The sequence below is a fragment of the Amycolatopsis acididurans genome, assembly GCF_012328925.1.
Taxonomy (GTDB): domain Bacteria; phylum Actinomycetota; class Actinomycetes; order Mycobacteriales; family Pseudonocardiaceae; genus Amycolatopsis_E; species Amycolatopsis_E acididurans.
In genome coordinates this window covers 33,650-51,516 of the sequence record NZ_JAAXLS010000015.1, presented here as the reverse complement: position 1 = coordinate 51,516, position 17,867 = coordinate 33,650, and the positions used below count along the sequence as shown (strand labels likewise).

Genomic DNA, 17,867 nt, shown 5'->3' with positions numbered 1-17,867 from the left:
CATCCCTTGCCAGCGCTCCATCGCGCGACCAGGAGCATTGTAACTGATTACCGTCAAGAACCGAAGTTCGTAACCTGGCAACGATCACGGAGATGGTCAGTGCGCGACCAGCTCGTCGGCCTCGCGAGAGGCGCACACACTGCACGCGGTGAAGGACTCCTCCTCCGCCTCGGCGAGGGTGAGCTCCTCGGCTACTTTCCCGTCCAGAATGCGGCAACCGGACACATGGAAACGCTTGCGGCCGGGCAGCACGAAGACCACCTCGTCCTGTTCCTGATGCTCGGCTTCCGGCAGCGTAAGGTCCTCGCCCGGTTCGGGATCCGGCTCGTCCACAGTGTCCTTCGCGGCCTCGCGCCGGCGCAGCCACACCTGTCCCAGCACCAGAACCAGGCCGGCCACGGACGCGCCGAGCGCCACGTACACCGCGATGACCTGCTCCCACAGCCAGCCCGCGGCAAGGCAGATGCCGGCGACGACCGCCAGGATCAGAGCTAACATTGTCGTCCTCCTTCTCGGTCACGCGCCGGCTGCGGGTGGCGCATCGGGATCTGCGGGCAGGTAAGCGGGTGCGTACTCGACGTGCGCCGCTTTGATCTTGGTGACGAGGAAGTCGTCCCAGACCTTCAGCTTCGCGTCATTGTCCAATTTGGTCTTGATGGCGTCCTTGACCTGGTCGAAAGACAGGGGACTGCCCGGGTGTATGACAACGACCCGGCCGACGTTCCACCCGCTCTGGGTCTGTACCGGACCGAACACCGACCCGGCCGGCGCGGCGAAAGCCGCCTTGGCATAGCCGGGATCGAGCTGGCTCGCGGTCACCGTGCCGAGCGCGCCGCCCTTGCCTTTCGTGCTGCCGTCGATCGAGTACTGGGTGGCCAGCGCACCGAAGTCCGCCCCCGACCGTGCCTGCTGCGCGACGAGCTGCGCCTGGTCCGGCGCGGACACGACGATGTTGGACAGCTCCCGCTGCTCGGGCGAGACCATCTGCGCGCGGTTCTCGTCGTAGTACTTCTGCGCGTCGGCGTCGGTCGTCGCCTTGACCGGTGCCGTCATCTGCTGGAAGAGCCGAGCCCCCGCCTGCTGCCGCTTGATCTCGCCCAGAACGTCCTGTTCGGACACTCCGTTCGCGCCGAGTTGCTGGATGAAGGTCCGCCGGTCCGTGCCGTTGTCGGAGACGAGCTTGTCGAGCTGGTCGCTGGCGGCCTTGTCGGCGACAACGATGCCCGCTCCGCGCGCCGCGTCGTCGACGATGTCACTCACCGCGACCGCCTTGGCCACCGATCGCTTGAACTGGTCCAGTCCGGCCGGATCGGTAGGCTGCTGCACACCGTAGAGGAACCGCATCAGGGTGACCCGGTGCTGAAGCTGGTTCTCGGTCACCACCGTGTCGCCGGCCCGGAACACCGCGCCGTCGGGGAGCTTTCCCAGTTCACGCAGGACAAGGTTCCCACCCGAACCGCCGGCGATGACGACGAAGACCGCCGCCAGCGCGGCCTGCGCGCGAAACCCGGACGGGACCAGCGCCGGCCGCCGGAGGAAACGGGGTACTCGGAGCTTCACGGCTACACCTCCACCAGTTCTGCCTCGGGCAGCGCGGTTCGCGCCGCCGGACGGGACTTACGGCGCTGTCCTGACCGGGCGACGGCGAGCGCGGCCAGGTAGGACAGCAGGACCGTCGCCGCGAGCGTGAGGCCGAACTCCCGGAGCAGTCCGATCCGGGACGGGACGAGCGCGAGATAGCCGATCGCCGATGTCGCGCACGCCCACATCGCGACGCGGCGCGCCCGGGCGCCGTCGAGCAGCAGGATCGTGAACTCGCACGCCGTGACCGACGCCAGTGAACCCAGCGCCACGGTCAGCGGGCTGAGCGACTGGCCCAGCGCCCAGAGTCCCGCGATCATCCAGCCCGTGGCCAGCGCGGCGGCGAGCATGGCGCGCCACGCGTCGGACCGGCGCCGCAACCCCGCCAGCAGCACCAGCCCGGCCGCGGCGATACCGGTCAGGTTGGCCGGATACCGGTCTCGCGACACCTGGTCATAGGCGTGCACGGCGGCCACCGGCAACCCGACGGTATCCACCTGGTCGCCCGCCGGTGGCGGCGGCAGTGCCGCCCGCAGATCGCGAAGGAGCTGCGCCTGCGCGCCGAGGTCCTGGAACTTCAAGCCGAAGCTCAGCAGCGCCTGCCTGCCGTCCGGGCTGAACACCGCGGTGGTGAGATAGGGCGGCAATAGCTGCATCCCGGCCGAGATCTGCTGCGCGGTGGGCTGGTCGCCGAGGAAGCCGAGCAGATCCGGTGCCGTCAGGACGGGCCGGAGCTGGTCACCGAACCGCGCCACCGCGGCGTCCTGCGCCTGCGTCAGCCAGCGCAGCGCGTCCGGGCTCTGCGTGTCGGTTCCGCGCAGGACCACCGAGACCTGGCCGGAGGACCCCAGGACCTGCTCGGCGTAACGGGCCTGCGCGAGCGCGGGCAGCCCGCTCGCCACGTCCTCCGGGCTTGCCCGGACGTCCAGGCGGGGCAACGCGACCCAGCCCGCGGCCGCCAGCACGACCAGGCAGACCACCACCACCCACCGCAGGGCGCCGGGCGCAGCTCCTTGCGTGCGCACGCGCGGCGGGGGCGCCATCTTGTGACCGAGCACCAGCGTCACAGCCACGGTGAGCAGCACGCCGAGGGCGAGGGCGAGGCCCAGCTCGCGGACGAACGGCAGCGGGGAGATCGCCAGGGACCCGAAGGCCGCCGCACTCGCGAGCGACACCACGACCACCTTCCGGCGGTCCGCGACCGCACCGAGGTAGAGCGGAAACGAGCTGCCGATGCCCAGCAGCAGGGGCAGCAGCATGATGGCGCCGAACGACACCGGCAGCCCGGCCCACCCGAACGCGGCGAGCGTCAGCGCGCTGCCGGTCACCGCGGCGGTCAGCGGCCACAGCTTTCGCCACCAGCTCTGCGCCCGCGATGCCAGCAGGAACCGCAGCAGGAGCACGACCAACGCCAGTCCGCCGATCAGCGGGATCTCGCCCGTGGCCTCGTCGGTCACCGCCGAGGTGATCACAGGCACGCCGGTGACCGTGGTGCGGCTCGTCGCCAGGCCGGCGGCCGACACCGCGTTACGGACGGCCGACACCAGGCGCCGGGTTGCCGTCTCGTCGAGACCTTCGCGCGGCCGCACGAGCACCGTCACGCTGTTCGCCGTCGGCACCACGAAATGCCAGCGCGCACGAGGCTGGCCGGCGCCGTCGTAGATCACGTTCTGCACGAAATTCGGATTGCTCGTCGTCGGCAGGCCCGCGGGCAGGCCGCGCACGAGCAGACCGCCGTAGCGGCGATCGAAGTCACCGACCGCCGCCTCGCCCGCGGCCTTGACCGCCGCCGCGGACAGCCCCTTCCCGCGGGCGTCGTCCTCGGCGCGGGCACGCAGGCCGTCGCGGGTTCCGCTGAGCCGGGCGATCATGTCCTGCGAGGTGATCGCGATCTGGTTCATGATCGTCGCCGGCCCGTACACGGCGGCCACGTCGGGAAGGTGCGCCAGCGTCCCCTCCAGCCGCATCAGCGCGGACAGCTGGCCCTGGCCCAGAAGGAGTCCCCGCGGCGCGGACGACTCCAGCACCGCGACGATCGGGTCTCCGCCGAAGGAACGGGCGTTGTCCGCGAGCGCCGTCACCGCGGGATCGCCCCGCGGGAGAAAGGAATCGAGCGTGGTCTCCACCCGTAGCCGCAGCACACCGGCGACCGTGGTGGCCAGGGTCGCGACCAGCAGCACCGCTGCCAGGAGCCGTCGACGGGTGATCCTGTGCCGCATCGCACCTCGTTCCCTCCGGCGTGGCCCGCGTCACAGTATCGGGACCACAGTAGATAGTCAACGTCATCGGTGACTTGGTAGCTGCAAACGTCAATAATTGATCAGGCGGCCTCGGCAAGGCCTGCTTCCCCGGTGCGTTCGGCCAGCAGCAGGCCCAGCTTGCCGATCGCCCGGTGCTGCAGTTGCTTCACCGCGTTCTCGGTCTTGTCCATCGCCACGGCGGTCTCGGCCACCGACAACCCGTCGCCGAACCGCAGCTCGAGGCAGTGACGCTGGGCCTGGTTGAGCAGGCAGAGACAGCGGGAAACCTCTCCCACAAGCCATTTCCGCACCAACCTGTCCTCAAAGGACTCCTGATCGGCGGGCAGCTCGGGCACGTCGGTCACCGACGCGCGTCGTCGCGTGTAGGCAGACTTGCGATCATCGAGGATCACGTTCTTGGCCACACGGAACAGCCACGGGACGACGCTGTCCTGTCTCTGCTTGAGGTTCACCACGTTCTTGGCCGCACGCAGGAAGGTCTCGCTGACGAAGTCCTCGGCTGCCGCGGGGCTCACCGCCCAGGTCCGGATGTAGCGGTACACATCATCCCGGCACCGGCGGTATATCTCGGCAAGCCAGTCCGCGTCGCTGGGGACTGAGTAGGTCGGCATGTCATCCTCCAGCCGGCTGGAGCCTGGTGAACGGGCGGCCGTCCGGCGCGAGGCTCTGCCCCGGAGCCGGATAGGGGTTGCGGTTGGTCAGCACCGTGGGCAGCGGCACCGGAACGCCCTTCACGATGCTCTCGTTGCCCAGGTCGGGCTCCAGGCGGAAGAAGTGGATGCCCGCCTCGTCGGTGTAGTTGAGCATCGCCGCGAAGTTCGCGAAGAACGCGCCAAGCTCCGGGCCGTAGGGCGAGATGTAACCCAGCATCGGGTTGAGGTGCGCCATCGTGGTGCGCAGCTGCGGGACGAGCGCGGAAGCGTCCCGTGTCAGCGTGGGCACACGGTCCAAAGTGGCCGGTGCCGACCGGAGCGTACCGGTGAGGTCCGGCAGCAGGCCCCGCAGGTCCTGGGTCGTGGCGGGCAGCTGCTGCAGCGCGGCGTTCAGCGGCGAAGCCGCCTGGTTCAGGTCCGCGGCGACCGGCCCGGCCGCGCTCGAGAGGTCGCGCAGTTTCACCGTCGCCGTTTGCGTGCTGCCCAGCACACCGGGCAGGCGGCGGACGGTGTCGGCGAGGCTCTGCTGCTGCCCGCTCGTGGCCGCCGTCAGCTTCTGCGCGTCCTCGACGAGCCGGCCGATCTGACCCTGGCCGGTGTTCAGCGCGTCCAGCACGACCGTGGTCTGCTGGGCGAGCGCGGTCAGGTCCTGGGACTGGCCGGCGATGGCGTCGATCGCGGTGTAGCCCTGGCGGCCGAGGTTGCCCAGTCCGGTCAGCGCGTTCGCCACGTCCTGCTGGGTTCCCGCGGTGCCCGCGCCGGCCGTGCGCACCAGGCTGCCGAGCGCGTCCCGCGTCTTCGGGTCGAGGCTCGCCACGACGTCGCGCAGCTGCACGGCGGGCTTGACCGCCTCGGGGCCGAGCTTGGTGCCCGGCGGCAGCGCCGGGCCCTGCCCGTCCTCGATGTCCACATAGGACTCTCCGGCGAGCGATTTCGCGCCGACCCGGACGGTGGCACCCTGATGCACCGGCGCCGCGTCCGGGTCGAGGCTGACGACAACGGTCGCGGTCCCGTTGCGATGGGACACGTCCTCGACCTTGCCGACATTGACGCCGGCGATGTCGACATCGCCGACGGGAATCAGGTTGTCGACGTCCGTGGTGTCGAACGAGAGCGTGTAGGAGTCCGACGACGCCAGCGGATTGCCCACCCCGGCACGGTCGAACAGGTATCCCAGATACACCATCGACAGGACGAAGAACGCGCCGAGAACGGTGATCTTGCCCGCGGTTCCTTTGAAGATCCTCATGGGTGGCTCCCACCGGTGTTGCCGCCGTGCGTCCCCGGCAGCACGCCCGCGTCGGGCAGCGGCACGGCGACGTGGCCGCGAATGAATCCGCCGTTCGCGTCCGAGAGACTGAACGCGCCGTTGGTGTTGAAGATGAACGCCTGCAGGTCGCCCAGGTAGGAGACCAGGGTGGCGGTATCGGGAATCAGGTCCTTCGTCACCGGCTCGAGGTCGCCGAGCGCGCGGTGCGCGTCCGACACGAGCGGGCTCACGTCACCGACCACCGGTCCCGCCGCCGAGACCACCGGCCCGGCCGCGCGGACGGTGGCGCCGAGGTCGTCCACGGTGCCGGACAGCTTCCGTAGTGTGTCAGGCAGCTGAGCGGACACGCGGTCGACGTTGTCCAGCACCGGGTTCAGCTGCGTGGTCAGCTCCGAGACCCCGGTCATGGCATGCTTGAGCTGATCGGAGGTGCCCGGCAACTCGGCCAGCGTCGCTTCGAGGTCGGCATTGTGCTGGGACAAAGTGGACAGTGTCTGCCGGGTCGAGTTCATCAGCTCGGTCAGCCGCGCGTCGTTGTGCCCGGCCGCCGTGCTGATCTGCGACAACGCGGTCACCAGCTTGGCGATGTTCGCCCGCCGCGCGGCGAGCGCGTCCAGCACCGGCTTGGCGTTGACCAGCGTGCCGTCCGCGGCCCGCAGGCCTCCCGGGAGGCTGGCCGGTGCGTCGGCCAGCGCCACGTCGGACGTCGAGAGCAGGTTGGCGACGGCGGCCCGGCTGCGCTCGTCGAGGTGGTTGAGCACCTCGTCGGGCTGGATCGGCCGTTCGGTCTGCCCGACCGGGATGACCCCGCCGGCGGGCAGCTGCGCGGCGGGCGGCCCGCCGGGGTTGACCTCCACGTACATCTCGTTGAGCGGGTTCGTCGGCCGCAGCACCAGATGTGCGTTCGAGTAGATGGGATGGCCCGGTTCCAGCGAGAACTTCAGCCGCGCCTTGCCGTCCGGTGTCACCTCGCTACCGGTGATCTGCCCGACCTCGACGCCGGCGATCCGCACCTTGGGCTGCTGCCCGGGGTTGACCGCGGGCGCCTCCGCGAAGTCGGCCGAGAACTCGTAGCGGTCCTGCCACGGCGGGACGAACCGCTGGTTGCCCAGGATGGTGGACGTACTGACCACACCGATCACGATCAGCACCGCCACGGTGAGCAGGTTGCGCCCCAGTCCGGGGACGGTCCGGATCCGTTCCCAGGTCCGGCGCATCGAGAAGGTCCGTTTCATCGCAATGCTCCTAGTTCCCCGGCAGCGGCAGTGGTGGCAGCGTCGGCAGCACGTGGTTCTGGCCCGGTGCCGTCGCCGGCTCGGGGGTGTAGGTGTCCCCCGCGTTGTCGGGCGGCGGTAGCAGCTGTACACCGCCACCGGGCAGCAGGCCGAGCGACTGCAGCAGCTGTGCCGTGCCGGGGTCGTTGCCGCCCACACTGGAGACGCCGGCTCCGAGACCGAGGCCGAGCATCCGCCCGTTGTTGTTGCCGTACTGGGAAAGGTTCGCGGTGTGCGCGGCGAGGTAGCCCAGTTCCTCGTAGAACTTGTGGCCGTTGCCGCCGTCGCCCTGATAAGCCCCGGTACCGGTCCACGGCGAGAGGACGGTCTTCGCGATCGGCCCGTTGACCCGGTCGAGCACGGGACCGCGCACGTTGTTCAGCGTCGCCGTCGCCTGCGTGGACGTCGGCACCAGCTCGTTCACCAGCGGCAGTGCCTGGTGCAGCAGCGGGCGCAGGTCGTTGACCAGCGGCCGCGCCTGCGCGACCACCGGGTTCGCCTTCTGCAGCAGCGGCGTCAGCTCCGCGACCGCGGGCCGGGCGCCGGTAGCGGTCGTCGTGAGCCGCTGGAGCGTGCCCTGCAGCGCGCCGAGACCGTCCTTCGTCGCCGCGAGCGTCGAGGGAAGGCCGGCCACCGCCTCCGACAGCGGCGCCCGCTGTGCGGCCAGGCTCCCGCTCACCGTGTCGAGCGAGCCGATGATGTCGGCGAGCTGCCCCTTCTGCCGCGTCATCGCGGTGACGGCCTTGTCCAGGTCCGGCACCAGCCGATAGAGGTCCTGCTGCGGCTGCGTTCCGCGCAGCGCGGAGAGGACGTCGTCGGCCGGCGCGAGCGTTCCCGGCGCGTCCCGCAGCAGGTCTCCCGCGGCGGAACCGGCGCCCGCCCGCAACGTCTGGTCGGTCAGCCGGGTGGTGTCCTGAATGGACTGTCGCGCGCGGCCCGGGATGGCGGCGAGCACCTGGTCCAGTTCGACCGGGATCGACGTGCGAGACACCGGGATCGGGGTGCCGTCGAAGGGTTTGTGCGCGCCGCCGGGCACCAGCTCGATGTAGTAGTTGCCACCGAGCAGCGTGGTCGGCCGGATGATGGCCGACGGCGTCGTACCGAGCTTGTCGCTCGTGCCGTCGTCCACCTTCATCGACACCACGGCCTGCCCCTTGTCGTCCTTGCCGATGTCGGTCACCTTGCCGACCACGACTCCGGCCACCTTGACGTCGGAGGAGTTCGCCACGAGCCGGTAGTCCCTGGCGAACACGGCGCGCACCTCGTCTCCCGAGGAGAGCATCGTGCCGATCCGTTCCTTCTGGTACACGGCGAAGAGGGCACCGACCACCAGGATCAGCAGGACCGCGCCGAGCACGACGGGCTTACGAAGCTTGGCCGCCATCAGTTGTTCCCTCCCGGGAGGATGTTCACCGGCGACTGGGTGTGCTCACCATCCGCCTGACCCGGCGCCGGGTAGGCGTCCTGGCCCTGCAGCGGATCCTTGAGCGCCCCGCCGGTGAGGATGGACGGTCCCTCCACCGCGACGCCGACGCGCGCGCCGTGGACGCCCGGTGCGACCTCGGTCGACACCATGCTTTCGATGCGGCGGAAGAACTGCACGACCTCGGTGCTGTAGGGGGCGAGTGTGTTGAGCGGCAACGCGGCGTCGACCAGTCCGCGCGAGAACTCCGGCGCGAGTGGACGGGCGTCGGCCACCGTGGCGGTCAGATCACGCAGTGCCGGTTCGGCGGCCCGCGCGACGCCCGGCACCTCGTTCAGCGGTGTCGGCGCTTCCCGCAGCACCCCGCGCAGGTCGGGAGTCGCCCGGCCCAGCGCGGCCAGTCCCGGCCGTGCCGTGGTCAGCGCGCCGTGCACGTCGGTGAGCGGCTTGTCCAGCGAGTCGAGGGCCCCTCGCGCGCCGGCGAGTGTGCCGGGAAGGTCCTTGATCGTGTCCTGCAACGGTTTCCCGCTGTCGGTGGCAACCGCGTCCGCGGTGTCGCCTGCCTGTCCGACGAGGTCGGCGAGCTGCTGCGTGTGCCCGGCGATCGACCCGGCCAGCTGGTCGGCGCGCGCCAGCAGCGCGGGCAGATCGGCCTCCGGCGCGCTGAGCGAGCCCGCGACCGTCCCCAGACCGTTGAGCTCGGCAGGCAGATGTTCGAGGAGATCGTGCAGGTCCTGGCTGTGTCCCGCGGCTCCACCGCCGACCTGGCGCACGGTACCGGCCAGCGCGTCGCGGGTGGGCGGATCGAGCACGTCGAGCACCTGGTCGAGGTCGGCCGAGTCCACGTCGCGGTCGGCCGGGATCGGGTGATCCCCCAGCGGGCCGGCCTGGGCGTGCCCGCGGTCGAGTTCGACGAACTTCTTCGCGAGCGCCGACTGGTCCCATACCGCGGCGCGCGCGTCGGAGTAGACGGCGACCGTGCCGTCCAGCTCCAGTGTCACCACGGCCTGCGTACCGTCGTAATCCACCGCCGACACCCGGCCGATGCGCGAGCTGTTCTCCCGGACGTCGTCGCCCACCTTGAGCGGCGCGCCGACGTTGTGGAAGGCCGCACGGACGACCGTCTTCGGTGTACCCGGCATGCCGGAACTTGCGGTGACCCCGAACAGCAGGATCAGGGCGAGCACCGCGAGGCCGCCGGCACCGATGAGGAAGGTACGTGCTTTCGACGTGCCCATCACAGCCCTCCGAGAAGCTGGCCGAGCAGGTTGTTCTCCTGCGGCTGGGTAAGGCCCGTCGCGCTGCCCGGGTCACCGCCGGGTGGCATCACCTGAACCGGCAGGTTCGGCAGTGCGGGTGAGGGTGCGGGTGCGGGTGCGGGTGCGGGTGCGGATTGCGTCGCAGGCCCGAGCCCCGTGCCGGGAATCTGCAGCAGCGACTTCGGGGTGGTGACCACGAACGCGCGGAAGTAGTTGCCCAGCGCGTCCCGTCCGTTGGTGCTCATCGCCCAGTACTTCATGAAGTCGAGCGCCGTGCCCAGCGCGGGCGTCAGATCGCCGACGAGGCGATTCGCGGACGCGCTCGCGCCGGGCAGCACCGCGCCGCCGGGACGGAGGTCGCGCACCAGTGGCGCGGCCTGGTCGAGCAGGCTCTTCGCGCGGTCGAGCACCGCCGGTAGCGAGGACAGGGCCGGGTTCGCGCTGTCGGCGAACGCGTTCAGCTCCGCGTTGACGTCCACGAGGTTGCCGGTGAGCGGCCGCAGCGACTGCAGGGCGGGCGTGCCCTCCTGGGCGACACCCGCTGCCTCGCCCAGCACCCGCTGGGCAGTGCGCAGCGTGCCCGGGAGCTGCTGCAGCGCATCCTGCATCGCCTGGCGTTGCGCGGCGACGGCGGCGAGCATCCGGTTGCCGGCGTCGACGGCCTTGTCCAGGTTCTTGCCCTGATCGCCGGACACCGCCTGCGCTATCGGCGTGGCACGGTCGACCAGCTGCCCGAGCACGGCGTTCTGCCCGTTCAGGATGTCGGTCAGCTGTCGCGTGTCGGTCATGGCCGGAGCCAGTGCCTTGATCGCGGCGTCCACGTCGGGCCCCTGGCCTGCGGTGCCCTCGCCCAGCGTCGTCACGAGCGCCGCGAGCGCCGTGCTCGTCGGGTCGTCGAGCGAGTCGAGCACCTCGTCGAGGTCGACGGCGCGGGTCGTGTGGGCGGCCGCGATGAGCCGGGGCGAGGACATCTCCGGTGCGTTGGCCGAGCCGCGGTCGAGGTCGATGTAGCGTTCGCCGAGCAGCGTGACCGGCCGGATCTTCGCGCTCGCGTCCTGATGCAGTGGCAGTACCGAGCGGTCGAGCTTCATCTGGACGTTCGCCTGCCCGTTGCGCAGGGTGACGGCCTCGATCTCGCCGACGTCGACGCCGTCCATGCGGATGAGGTTGCCGGGGATGAGCGGGCTGGCATCGGCGAACACCGCCGTCACCTCGACACTGTCCGAACTGGACTGAGATGCCAGGTAACCTGCTGCCGCGGCCGCCACCACGGCGACCACCGCGCCGATCTTGAGGACGCGTTTGACCTTGCTGTTCATCGGGGTCCGCTCCCGTTCGCGTCGACCCAGGGCCGGCCGGAGGCCATGCCCGGTGCCGGGGTGGAGTTGGGGCCGCCCTTCAGCCCGACGTCGGCGCCCGGGTTGTCGTCGAAGATGCTCGTGCTGACCTGGACCAGGCCGTGGAAGTAGTGGCCCTGGGCGTCGTAGTTGGCGAAGGCCGCTCCCCAGTTGGACAGCCAGCCCATCACGTCCGGCGTGTAGGGACGCAGAAAGCTCACCGCGGGGTTGAGCTGCGTGACGGCCTGGGTGGCCCCTGGCAGGACACCGTTGGCGCTGTCCAGCAGCGCCGGAGTCGTCTGCAGCAACTTGTTCGCGGCCTGCAGCGTCGGCCGGAGGTCGGCGATCGTGGGCCGCAGGTCCGCGAGCAGCGGGCTGAGGTTCTGCGAGAGCCCCGCGAGCTGGGAGGTGGCCGGCTGGAGCTGCTTCAGCAGTGGCACGGATGCGTCCACCGCCGCGGGCACGCTGTCCATCGTGCCCCGCGCGGCGTCCAATGTGGATGGTAATGCGCCAAGAGCCTGTTGCAGCTGTGACTGTTCGGCCGCGAGCGAGTCCGTCGCCGAGGTCAGGTTGCCGATCACCTGGCGCACCTGCACTTGGCGCGCGACCACCGGATCCATCATCTGGTGCAGGTCGCCGATGAGGTTGCTGATCGCCGGACCGTCCTGCCCCACCGCCTTGAGCACCTCGCCCAGCTCGTTCACCGCGGGCCCCGCGGTGTCCAGGGTGGCCTTGATGTCCTGGGGATGCGCCTTGAGGTTCTGGTCCAGTTGCTGCACAACGGAATCGAGGTGGGACCGGGTGGCCGGGTCGAGCGCCGCGAGGACCTGGTCGAGTTCGACCTGCTCACTGCCGGCCGGCAGCATCGCGCCGGATGGGATCCGCGGGTTGCCCGCCGGGCCCGGCATCAGCTCCACCACTCGCTCGCCCAGCAGCCCGCGCCACTGGACCTGGGCCGTGCTGCCCGTGTGCAGCGGCGCGTGCGCGTCGTCGACCGACACGGTCACCAGCGCCTGGCTGTCCCGCGTCTCCAGCTTGGTGACCGAACCGACCGGCTTGCCATCGATCTCGACCCGCGATCCGTCGAGCAGGTTGGCCGCGTTGGGCATCACCAGCTTGACCTGGTAGCCGTCGTTCTGGGTGGCCAGCAGGTAGCCACCCCCGATCACGGCGGCCGCGAGCACGACGGCGCCCGCCAGCCATTTCGTCACCGCCATGTCAGTCCATCCCCAGCGGGCCGACCGAGTCACCGGAGAGGAACTGCCGCACGAACGGGTCGTCCGAGGAGAACGCCTCGTCGGCCGCGCCGTAGTAGACGACCCTGCCCTGCCAGATGAGCCCGACGTAGTCGCTGACCTTGCGCGCGGTCCTGATGTCGTGCGTGACCACGACGTAAGTGCCCTTGTCGTCGTCGTGCACCTTGAGGATCACGTCGTTGAGCAGGCTCGTGCGGACCGGGTCCAGGCCCGAGTCCGGCTCGTCGAACAGCACGATCTCGGGGTTGAGCACGAGCGCCCTCGCGAATCCGGCGCGCTTCTTCATGCCACCGGAGATCTCGTTCGGCGCTTTCTTCACGGCCGCCTCGAGCCCCACCTCCTTGAGCCGCTCCATCACGATCTCGCGGATCTCGGCCTCGGACATGTCGGTGTGCTTGCGCAGCGGGAAGGCCACGTTGTCGTAGACGTTCATGGAGCCGAACAACGCCCCGTCCTGGAACAGCACGCCGAACCGCTTGCGCAGCTCCGCACGTTTGCGCTCATGGATCTTCCAGATGTCCTGGCCGAAGACCTCGACGGTGCCCGAGTCGGGCTCCAGCAGGCCCACCATGTGTTTGAGCAGCACGCTCTTCCCCGTTCCGGACGGGCCGAGGATGGTGGTGATGGCCTGGGGCTTGAACTCCAGCGTGAGGCCACGCATGACCTGGAACGAGCCGAACGACTTGTGCAGATCACGAACGATGGCGACCGACCCGTCCCCGGACCCGTTCGCGGAGACCGCCGGTAGCTCCTGGGTGCTCTGTTCACCGCGACTCTGCGGATACATGCGTACTCCTCAACTCCACCGCGAACGGTCAGTTGGCGATGGGTGTCTGAATGGTCGTGCCGAAGAAGAACTGGTACAGGATCGCCGCCGCACCGGAGACGATGATCATGTTGACCATCATCGATTTCGCGGTGTTGCGGCCGACGCCCACGGGGCCGCCCGAGGCCGTGTAGCCGTAGAAGCAGCCGACGATCACCACGAGCGTGGCGAGCAGCATCGCCCAGATCAACGCGTACAGCAGGTCGATCGGCGTCTGGAAGGACCAGAAGATGTTCGAGTAACCACCGGGTGAGGTCGTCTGCAGCATCGGCTGCACGACGAGCCACGAGCCGATGTACTGGCAGCCCTCCCCCGCCAGGAACAGGAACGGTGCGGTGATCCACATCGCCCACAGCCGGGTGCCCGCGAGGTAGGCCCGCGAATGCACGCCCATCACCTCGAGCGCGTCGATCTCGTCGCTGATGCGCATGGAGCCGATCTCGGCGACGAACCCGCAGCCGACCTTGGCCGCGAGCACCCAGCCCCACATGGACGTGGTGTCCGCCTTGAGGTCACCGACGGCGGTGAACACACCCACGTACCCGGATGCGCCCACCTGGTCGAGGATGTAGTGGCCCTGCAAGCCCGTCTCCGCCCCGATGGCGAACATCATGAACCAGATGATCAGACCGCTGGAGCGGACCAGGATCGCGGCCTGGCGCAGGACTTCCGAGAAGTACAGGCCCAGTGTCATCGGGGCCTCAAGAAGCACCCGGAACCCGAAGTACGCGATGTCGCCGACGGTTTCGGCGGCCGCGCGCAGGACGTTGGATCGCTTCGGCACCGCCGTGTGCAGGCTCGGCAGCTTGGGAATACTTTGGACAGTCGTCATGAGTGGATGTCCTCTACCGCAGCATCAGCAGGTTGGGGTTGAGTCCCTGTGCGATGGCGTTGAAGAAGAAGTTGAACACCCACACCATCGCGAAACAGATGACGACCGCCTGGTTGACCGCGCGGCCGACACCTTCCGGGCCACCACCGGCATTGAGTCCCTTGTAACTGCAGATGACCCCGATCAGCAGCCCGGTCAGCAACGTCTTCAGCTCGGCGCCCCAGACGTCGGCGGCGTACAGGTTGTGCGACATGCTGTCGAGGTAGGCGCCGGAGCTGGTGTCCCCGAGCGCACCCACCGCCAGCAGGCCGAGCAGCACGCCGACGAACGACGTGAGGCAGTTGAGCAGGGCGCACATCACCGCGGTCGCGATGACCCGGGGGATCACCAGCATCCTGACGACGTCGAGGCCGAGCACCTTGAGCGCATCGAGCTCCTCGCGGGCCCGTCGCGCGCCGAGATCCGAGGTGATCGAGGTACCGATCACCCCGGCCACGACCATGCCGACCATGAACGCCGCGATCTCCCGGATGTCGGCCATCACCCAGAACGCGCCCATCCGGTTGGCCGCGCCGAGTAGCACCAGCAGGCCGACACCCATCACCGTGATGAGGAAACCGAAGCCCGCCATCGAAAACGTCGCGGGCCAGAAACACAGCCGCAGCAACGCATACATCTCGTCCAGCGTCTCTTTCCAGTACCCGCGCGGATGGCGGACGGCGCTGTAGACGACCTGTCCGAGCAGGCGGCACATCTGGCCGACTTCCAGCACGACCGTCCTGGCCGGCCCCGGCACCGCCGTGACGAGCCGGTCCCCGGCCGGCCGGCGGGGCGGCGGCGGTGCGGTGTCGCGCTCTTCGATCGCGGTCACGTCACTTCACCGCATCGACGAGGTCGGCACGCCCGGCGTCCCTGAGGATCGTCTCGTACGTGCTGAACAGCGGTTTGGTGATGGGCACGACCTTCATCACCGCGGACACCTTGCCCTTGGTCTTGATCTGGCCGCGCGCCATGGCCAGCGCGACGTTCACCTTGCCCAGCCAGAACCGGTGCGCGGTGTCGGCCTGCATCTCCAGCTCGGCGTCGATCGGCCGGGTCACCTGTGGCGTGCCCTCGGCGCCCAGCTGCACGACTCCCTCCCCGAAGTCGATCACGATCGTCGACTCGGGGTCGGACTGGTTGAGCTTGAGCACCGATCCGACCTTGCGCAGCTTCGGCCCCATCTCGGGGTCGGCCATGCTCACCTGGAAGATCCGGCCCAGGTACCGGTAGACCTCGTCCTCGTCCCTGAAGACACCCACGGAGAGCTCCTTTGCTCTGACGGTCCTATTCCTGAAGGGAAATCGCACGCTCGGGGCACGCCTCCGCCGCCTGGCGCGCGGCGTCGGCGTGTTCGGGCGGCACCTCTTCGGCGAGTACGAAGGAGATGCCCTCGTCGTCCACATCGAACAGTTCGGGAGCACGCGTGACGCAGCGTGCGTGCCCCTGGCACTTGCTACCGTCGATGGCGACGCGGGTCACGCGGTCTCCCACTGCTCGAACACCACGGGCACCGTCTTCACGCCCCACGTGTTGCCGGTGTGCCACACGGCTTCCTTGCCCGGCGCGACGCGATAGCGCGGAACCCGGTGCAGGAACTCCTGCAAAAGGATCTTCAGCTCCAGCCGGGCCAGATGCGATCCGAGGCAACGATGGATGCCGGAGCCGAACCCGAGATGCCGGTTGGGCTGGCGGTCGAGCACGAGCTCGTCGGGGTTCGGGAACTCCTCCGGATCGCGGTTGGCCGAGGGCCACAGCAACAGCAACCGGTCCCCCTCGGCCAGTTCCTGTCCGGCGAACTCACAAGCCTCGGTGACGTTGCGCGCCACACCGGGCTGCGGCGGCATGAACCGGATCAGCTCCTCGATCGCGAGGTCGAGCTTGCCGGGGTCGTCGATGACCTGCTCCAGCTGGTCGCGCACCTCGGGTTTCTCGGCGAACATCAGCAGCAACCGGCTCAGCACGCTCGCCGTGGTGTCGAATCCCGCAGGCACCAGCACCAGGCAGAAGCCGAAGATCTCGTCGTCGGTGAGGCGCTCACCCTCCAGCTCGGCCTGATCAAGGTGGCTGATCAGGTCCGAGCCGTAGCCCTGGGTGCGGCGCTCCTCGAGCATCTCCGCGAAGTACATGGTGCAGTTCAGCCCGGCCTGCATCGACCGTTCCTGATTCTCCTCGTCGGTCGCGTCCGGGTCGGGCTGCAGCATGTAGATGAACTCGTTCTTGAGCATCTCCCAGTCCTTCTCGGGTACACCGAGGTAGAGCTCGAGAATGGCGCGCAACGGCAGTGCGACCGCCACTTCCTTGGCCAGGTCGGCCTCGGATTTGCCGACAAGACCGTCGACGATGCCGCGCACCATCTCCCGCATGTACGGCTCGAGCGCCTCGACGGACTTGGGGCTGAACTGGGCGCCTACGAGTGTCCGGTACTTGCGGTGCATCGGCGGGTCGGCCTCGATCGGGATCATCGGGGTCGGGTTGCCGAACGGGGGAATCGTCACCGGAAACGACGAGAACAGCTCCGGCTTGTGTGCCGCGTCGTAGACATCGCGGTAACGCGACAGGGCGTAATATCCGCCGTGCTCGACGCTGTGCGCGACCGGGCACGATTTCCGCATCTCGGTGAAGATCTCGTGTTGGTATTTCTGGCAATCCTTGTCGTGCAGGCTGAAATGTTCGATCAGCTTGCCGATCACGCCGTCATCGACACTCACGGTCTTGTCCTCTCCTCTGGCAGGTTCCGGGCACAGCGCTCACACCATTCGCAACACCGGTTTGACGGTCTTGCCCCCGTCGGAGTCCTCACAGGCCGCGTTGATGTCGGCGAAGTCGTAGCTCGTGATCAGCTTGTCGAACGGGAAGCGGCCCTGCCGGAGGAGTTCGAGCAGCCGCGGGATGAACTCGTCGGGTCGCGCGTCGCCCTCGGTGACACCGGTGATCGTGCGGCCCGTCATGAGCAGTTCCAGCATGTCGACCTGCACCTCGGTGCCGGCCTGGCCGAAGCCGAGCACCGCGCAGGTGCCCTTGGGCGCCAGTGCGCTGACCGCCTGGCGCACCACCGAGGTCACGGCCGTGGTGTCCACCGTGAAGTCGGCACCGCGGCCGGTGATCGACTGGATCTCCTCGATCGGGTCCACATCGGACGCGTTGATGGTGTGCGTGGCACCCAGTTCCGCGGCGAGCGCGAGCCGGTCCGGCACGAGGTCCACGGCGATCACCTTGGTGCACCCCGCCGCCTTCGCCGCCATCGCCGCCGCGATGCCGACCGCACCGGCACCGAAGACGGCCAGGCTCGATCCGGCCTCCGGGCGAAGCCGGTTGAGCACCGTGCCGGCGCCCGTCTGTATTCCGCAGCCCAGCGGGCCGACGATCGACAGATCGGCGTCGTCGTCCAGCTTGATCACGTTACTCTCGACCGCGATCGAATGGGTGGCGAAGGAGGACTGGCTGAAGAAGAAGCCGTGCACGTCGCCCTCGCCGTGCACCGCGTTGGTGCCATCGGGCCGGGAGCCGGCGACGTTGCTGATCACGAACTGTTCGCAGTAGGCGGGATCGCCCTGCCGGCACATCCGGCAGTTGCGGCAGGACGCGAAGGTCAGCAGGACCTTGTCGCCCGGCGCGACCTTGGACACGCCGGGTCCGACCGCCTCGACGACGCCGGCGCCCTCATGGCCGAGAACGAGCGGCAGCGGTACGGGCAGCCACTGGTTGCGGACGCCGATGTCGGTGTGGCACACGCCGGACGAATGAATCTTGACCAGGACCTCGCCGGTCCGGGGCGCGTCGAGCTCGAGCTCCTCGATCTGGAACGGCTGGCCGGCCTCACGCACGACCGCGGCCTTGATACGCATGAGAATCT

The 17,867-nt window shown here is 69.1% G+C and carries 17 protein-coding genes; all 17 read right to left on the bottom strand.

The window, feature by feature from the left end; genetic code table 11:
- Positions 1–96: 96 nt before the first annotated feature.
- The 17 genes from HFP15_RS21620 to HFP15_RS21540 all read right to left on the bottom strand — a co-directional run bounded on the left by HFP15_RS21620 (position 97) and on the right by HFP15_RS21540 (position 17,859).
- Entirely contained in the window at positions 97–498 is a 402-nt protein-coding gene (locus HFP15_RS21620; RefSeq protein WP_168518496.1) for a hypothetical protein, read from the bottom strand.
- Between the two features lie 18 nt (positions 499–516).
- Positions 517–1,560 (bottom strand): peptidyl-prolyl cis-trans isomerase, encoded by a 1,044-nt coding sequence (locus HFP15_RS21615; protein WP_168518494.1) that lies wholly within the window; start codon positions 1,558–1,560, stop codon positions 517–519.
- 2 nt (positions 1,561–1,562) lie between these two features.
- Positions 1,563–3,800 carry an RND transporter family protein gene (locus HFP15_RS21610; RefSeq protein ID WP_168518492.1) on the bottom strand — a complete coding sequence of 746 codons (2,238 nt, stop codon included), beginning with the start codon at positions 3,798–3,800 and terminating at the stop codon, positions 1,563–1,565.
- 101 nt (positions 3,801–3,901) lie between these two features.
- Positions 3,902–4,453 (bottom strand): RNA polymerase sigma factor, encoded by a 552-nt coding sequence (locus HFP15_RS21605; RefSeq protein ID WP_168518490.1) that lies wholly within the window; start codon positions 4,451–4,453, stop codon positions 3,902–3,904.
- Position 4,454: 1 nt separating this feature from the next.
- Positions 4,455–5,744 carry an MlaD family protein gene (locus HFP15_RS21600; protein ID WP_168518488.1) on the bottom strand — a complete coding sequence of 430 codons (1,290 nt, stop codon included), beginning with the start codon at positions 5,742–5,744 and terminating at the stop codon, positions 4,455–4,457.
- On the bottom strand, positions 5,741–7,000 hold the full coding sequence (locus HFP15_RS21595) for an MlaD family protein (protein WP_246271912.1): 1,260 nt from the start codon (positions 6,998–7,000) through the stop codon (positions 5,741–5,743). Before HFP15_RS21595 ends, HFP15_RS21600 begins: the two co-directional genes overlap by 4 nt.
- A 10-nt stretch (positions 7,001–7,010) precedes the next feature.
- Positions 7,011–8,423, bottom strand: a complete 1,413-nt coding sequence (locus HFP15_RS21590; protein WP_168518485.1) for an MlaD family protein — start codon at positions 8,421–8,423, stop codon at positions 7,011–7,013.
- Positions 8,423–9,700 (bottom strand): MlaD family protein, encoded by a 1,278-nt coding sequence (locus HFP15_RS21585; RefSeq protein ID WP_168518483.1) that lies wholly within the window; start codon positions 9,698–9,700, stop codon positions 8,423–8,425. The genes HFP15_RS21590 and HFP15_RS21585 overlap by 1 nt, the downstream gene beginning before the upstream one ends.
- Positions 9,700–11,040 (bottom strand): MlaD family protein, encoded by a 1,341-nt coding sequence (locus HFP15_RS21580; protein ID WP_168518481.1) that lies wholly within the window; start codon positions 11,038–11,040, stop codon positions 9,700–9,702. Before HFP15_RS21580 ends, HFP15_RS21585 begins: the two co-directional genes overlap by 1 nt.
- Positions 11,037–12,275: an MlaD family protein gene (locus HFP15_RS21575; protein ID WP_168518479.1), complete on the bottom strand. Its 1,239-nt coding sequence runs from the start codon at positions 12,273–12,275 to the stop codon at positions 11,037–11,039. Before HFP15_RS21575 ends, HFP15_RS21580 begins: the two co-directional genes overlap by 4 nt.
- A gap of 1 nt (position 12,276) precedes the next feature.
- Positions 12,277–13,101, bottom strand: coding sequence for an ABC transporter ATP-binding protein (locus HFP15_RS21570; protein WP_168518477.1), 825 nt, complete (start codon positions 13,099–13,101; stop codon positions 12,277–12,279).
- A gap of 28 nt (positions 13,102–13,129) precedes the next feature.
- Positions 13,130–13,972, bottom strand: a complete 843-nt coding sequence (locus HFP15_RS21565; RefSeq protein WP_168518475.1) for an ABC transporter permease — start codon at positions 13,970–13,972, stop codon at positions 13,130–13,132.
- Positions 13,973–13,985: 13 nt separating this feature from the next.
- On the bottom strand, positions 13,986–14,843 hold the full coding sequence (locus HFP15_RS21560; protein ID WP_312871680.1) for an MlaE family ABC transporter permease: 858 nt from the start codon (positions 14,841–14,843) through the stop codon (positions 13,986–13,988).
- A 1-nt stretch (position 14,844) separates the two neighbouring features.
- Positions 14,845–15,273, bottom strand: a complete 429-nt coding sequence (locus HFP15_RS21555) for an SCP2 sterol-binding domain-containing protein (protein ID WP_168518473.1) — start codon at positions 15,271–15,273, stop codon at positions 14,845–14,847.
- A gap of 25 nt (positions 15,274–15,298) precedes the next feature.
- Positions 15,299–15,493 carry a ferredoxin gene (locus HFP15_RS43910; RefSeq protein ID WP_168518471.1) on the bottom strand — a complete coding sequence of 65 codons (195 nt, stop codon included), beginning with the start codon at positions 15,491–15,493 and terminating at the stop codon, positions 15,299–15,301.
- Entirely contained in the window at positions 15,490–16,722 is a 1,233-nt protein-coding gene (locus HFP15_RS43905; RefSeq protein ID WP_168518469.1) for a cytochrome P450, read from the bottom strand. The genes HFP15_RS43910 and HFP15_RS43905 overlap by 4 nt, the downstream gene beginning before the upstream one ends.
- 39 nt (positions 16,723–16,761) lie before the next feature.
- Positions 16,762–17,859 carry an NAD(P)-dependent alcohol dehydrogenase gene (locus tag HFP15_RS21540; RefSeq protein ID WP_168518467.1) on the bottom strand — a complete coding sequence of 366 codons (1,098 nt, stop codon included), beginning with the start codon at positions 17,857–17,859 and terminating at the stop codon, positions 16,762–16,764.
- Positions 17,860–17,867 lie beyond the last annotated feature (8 nt).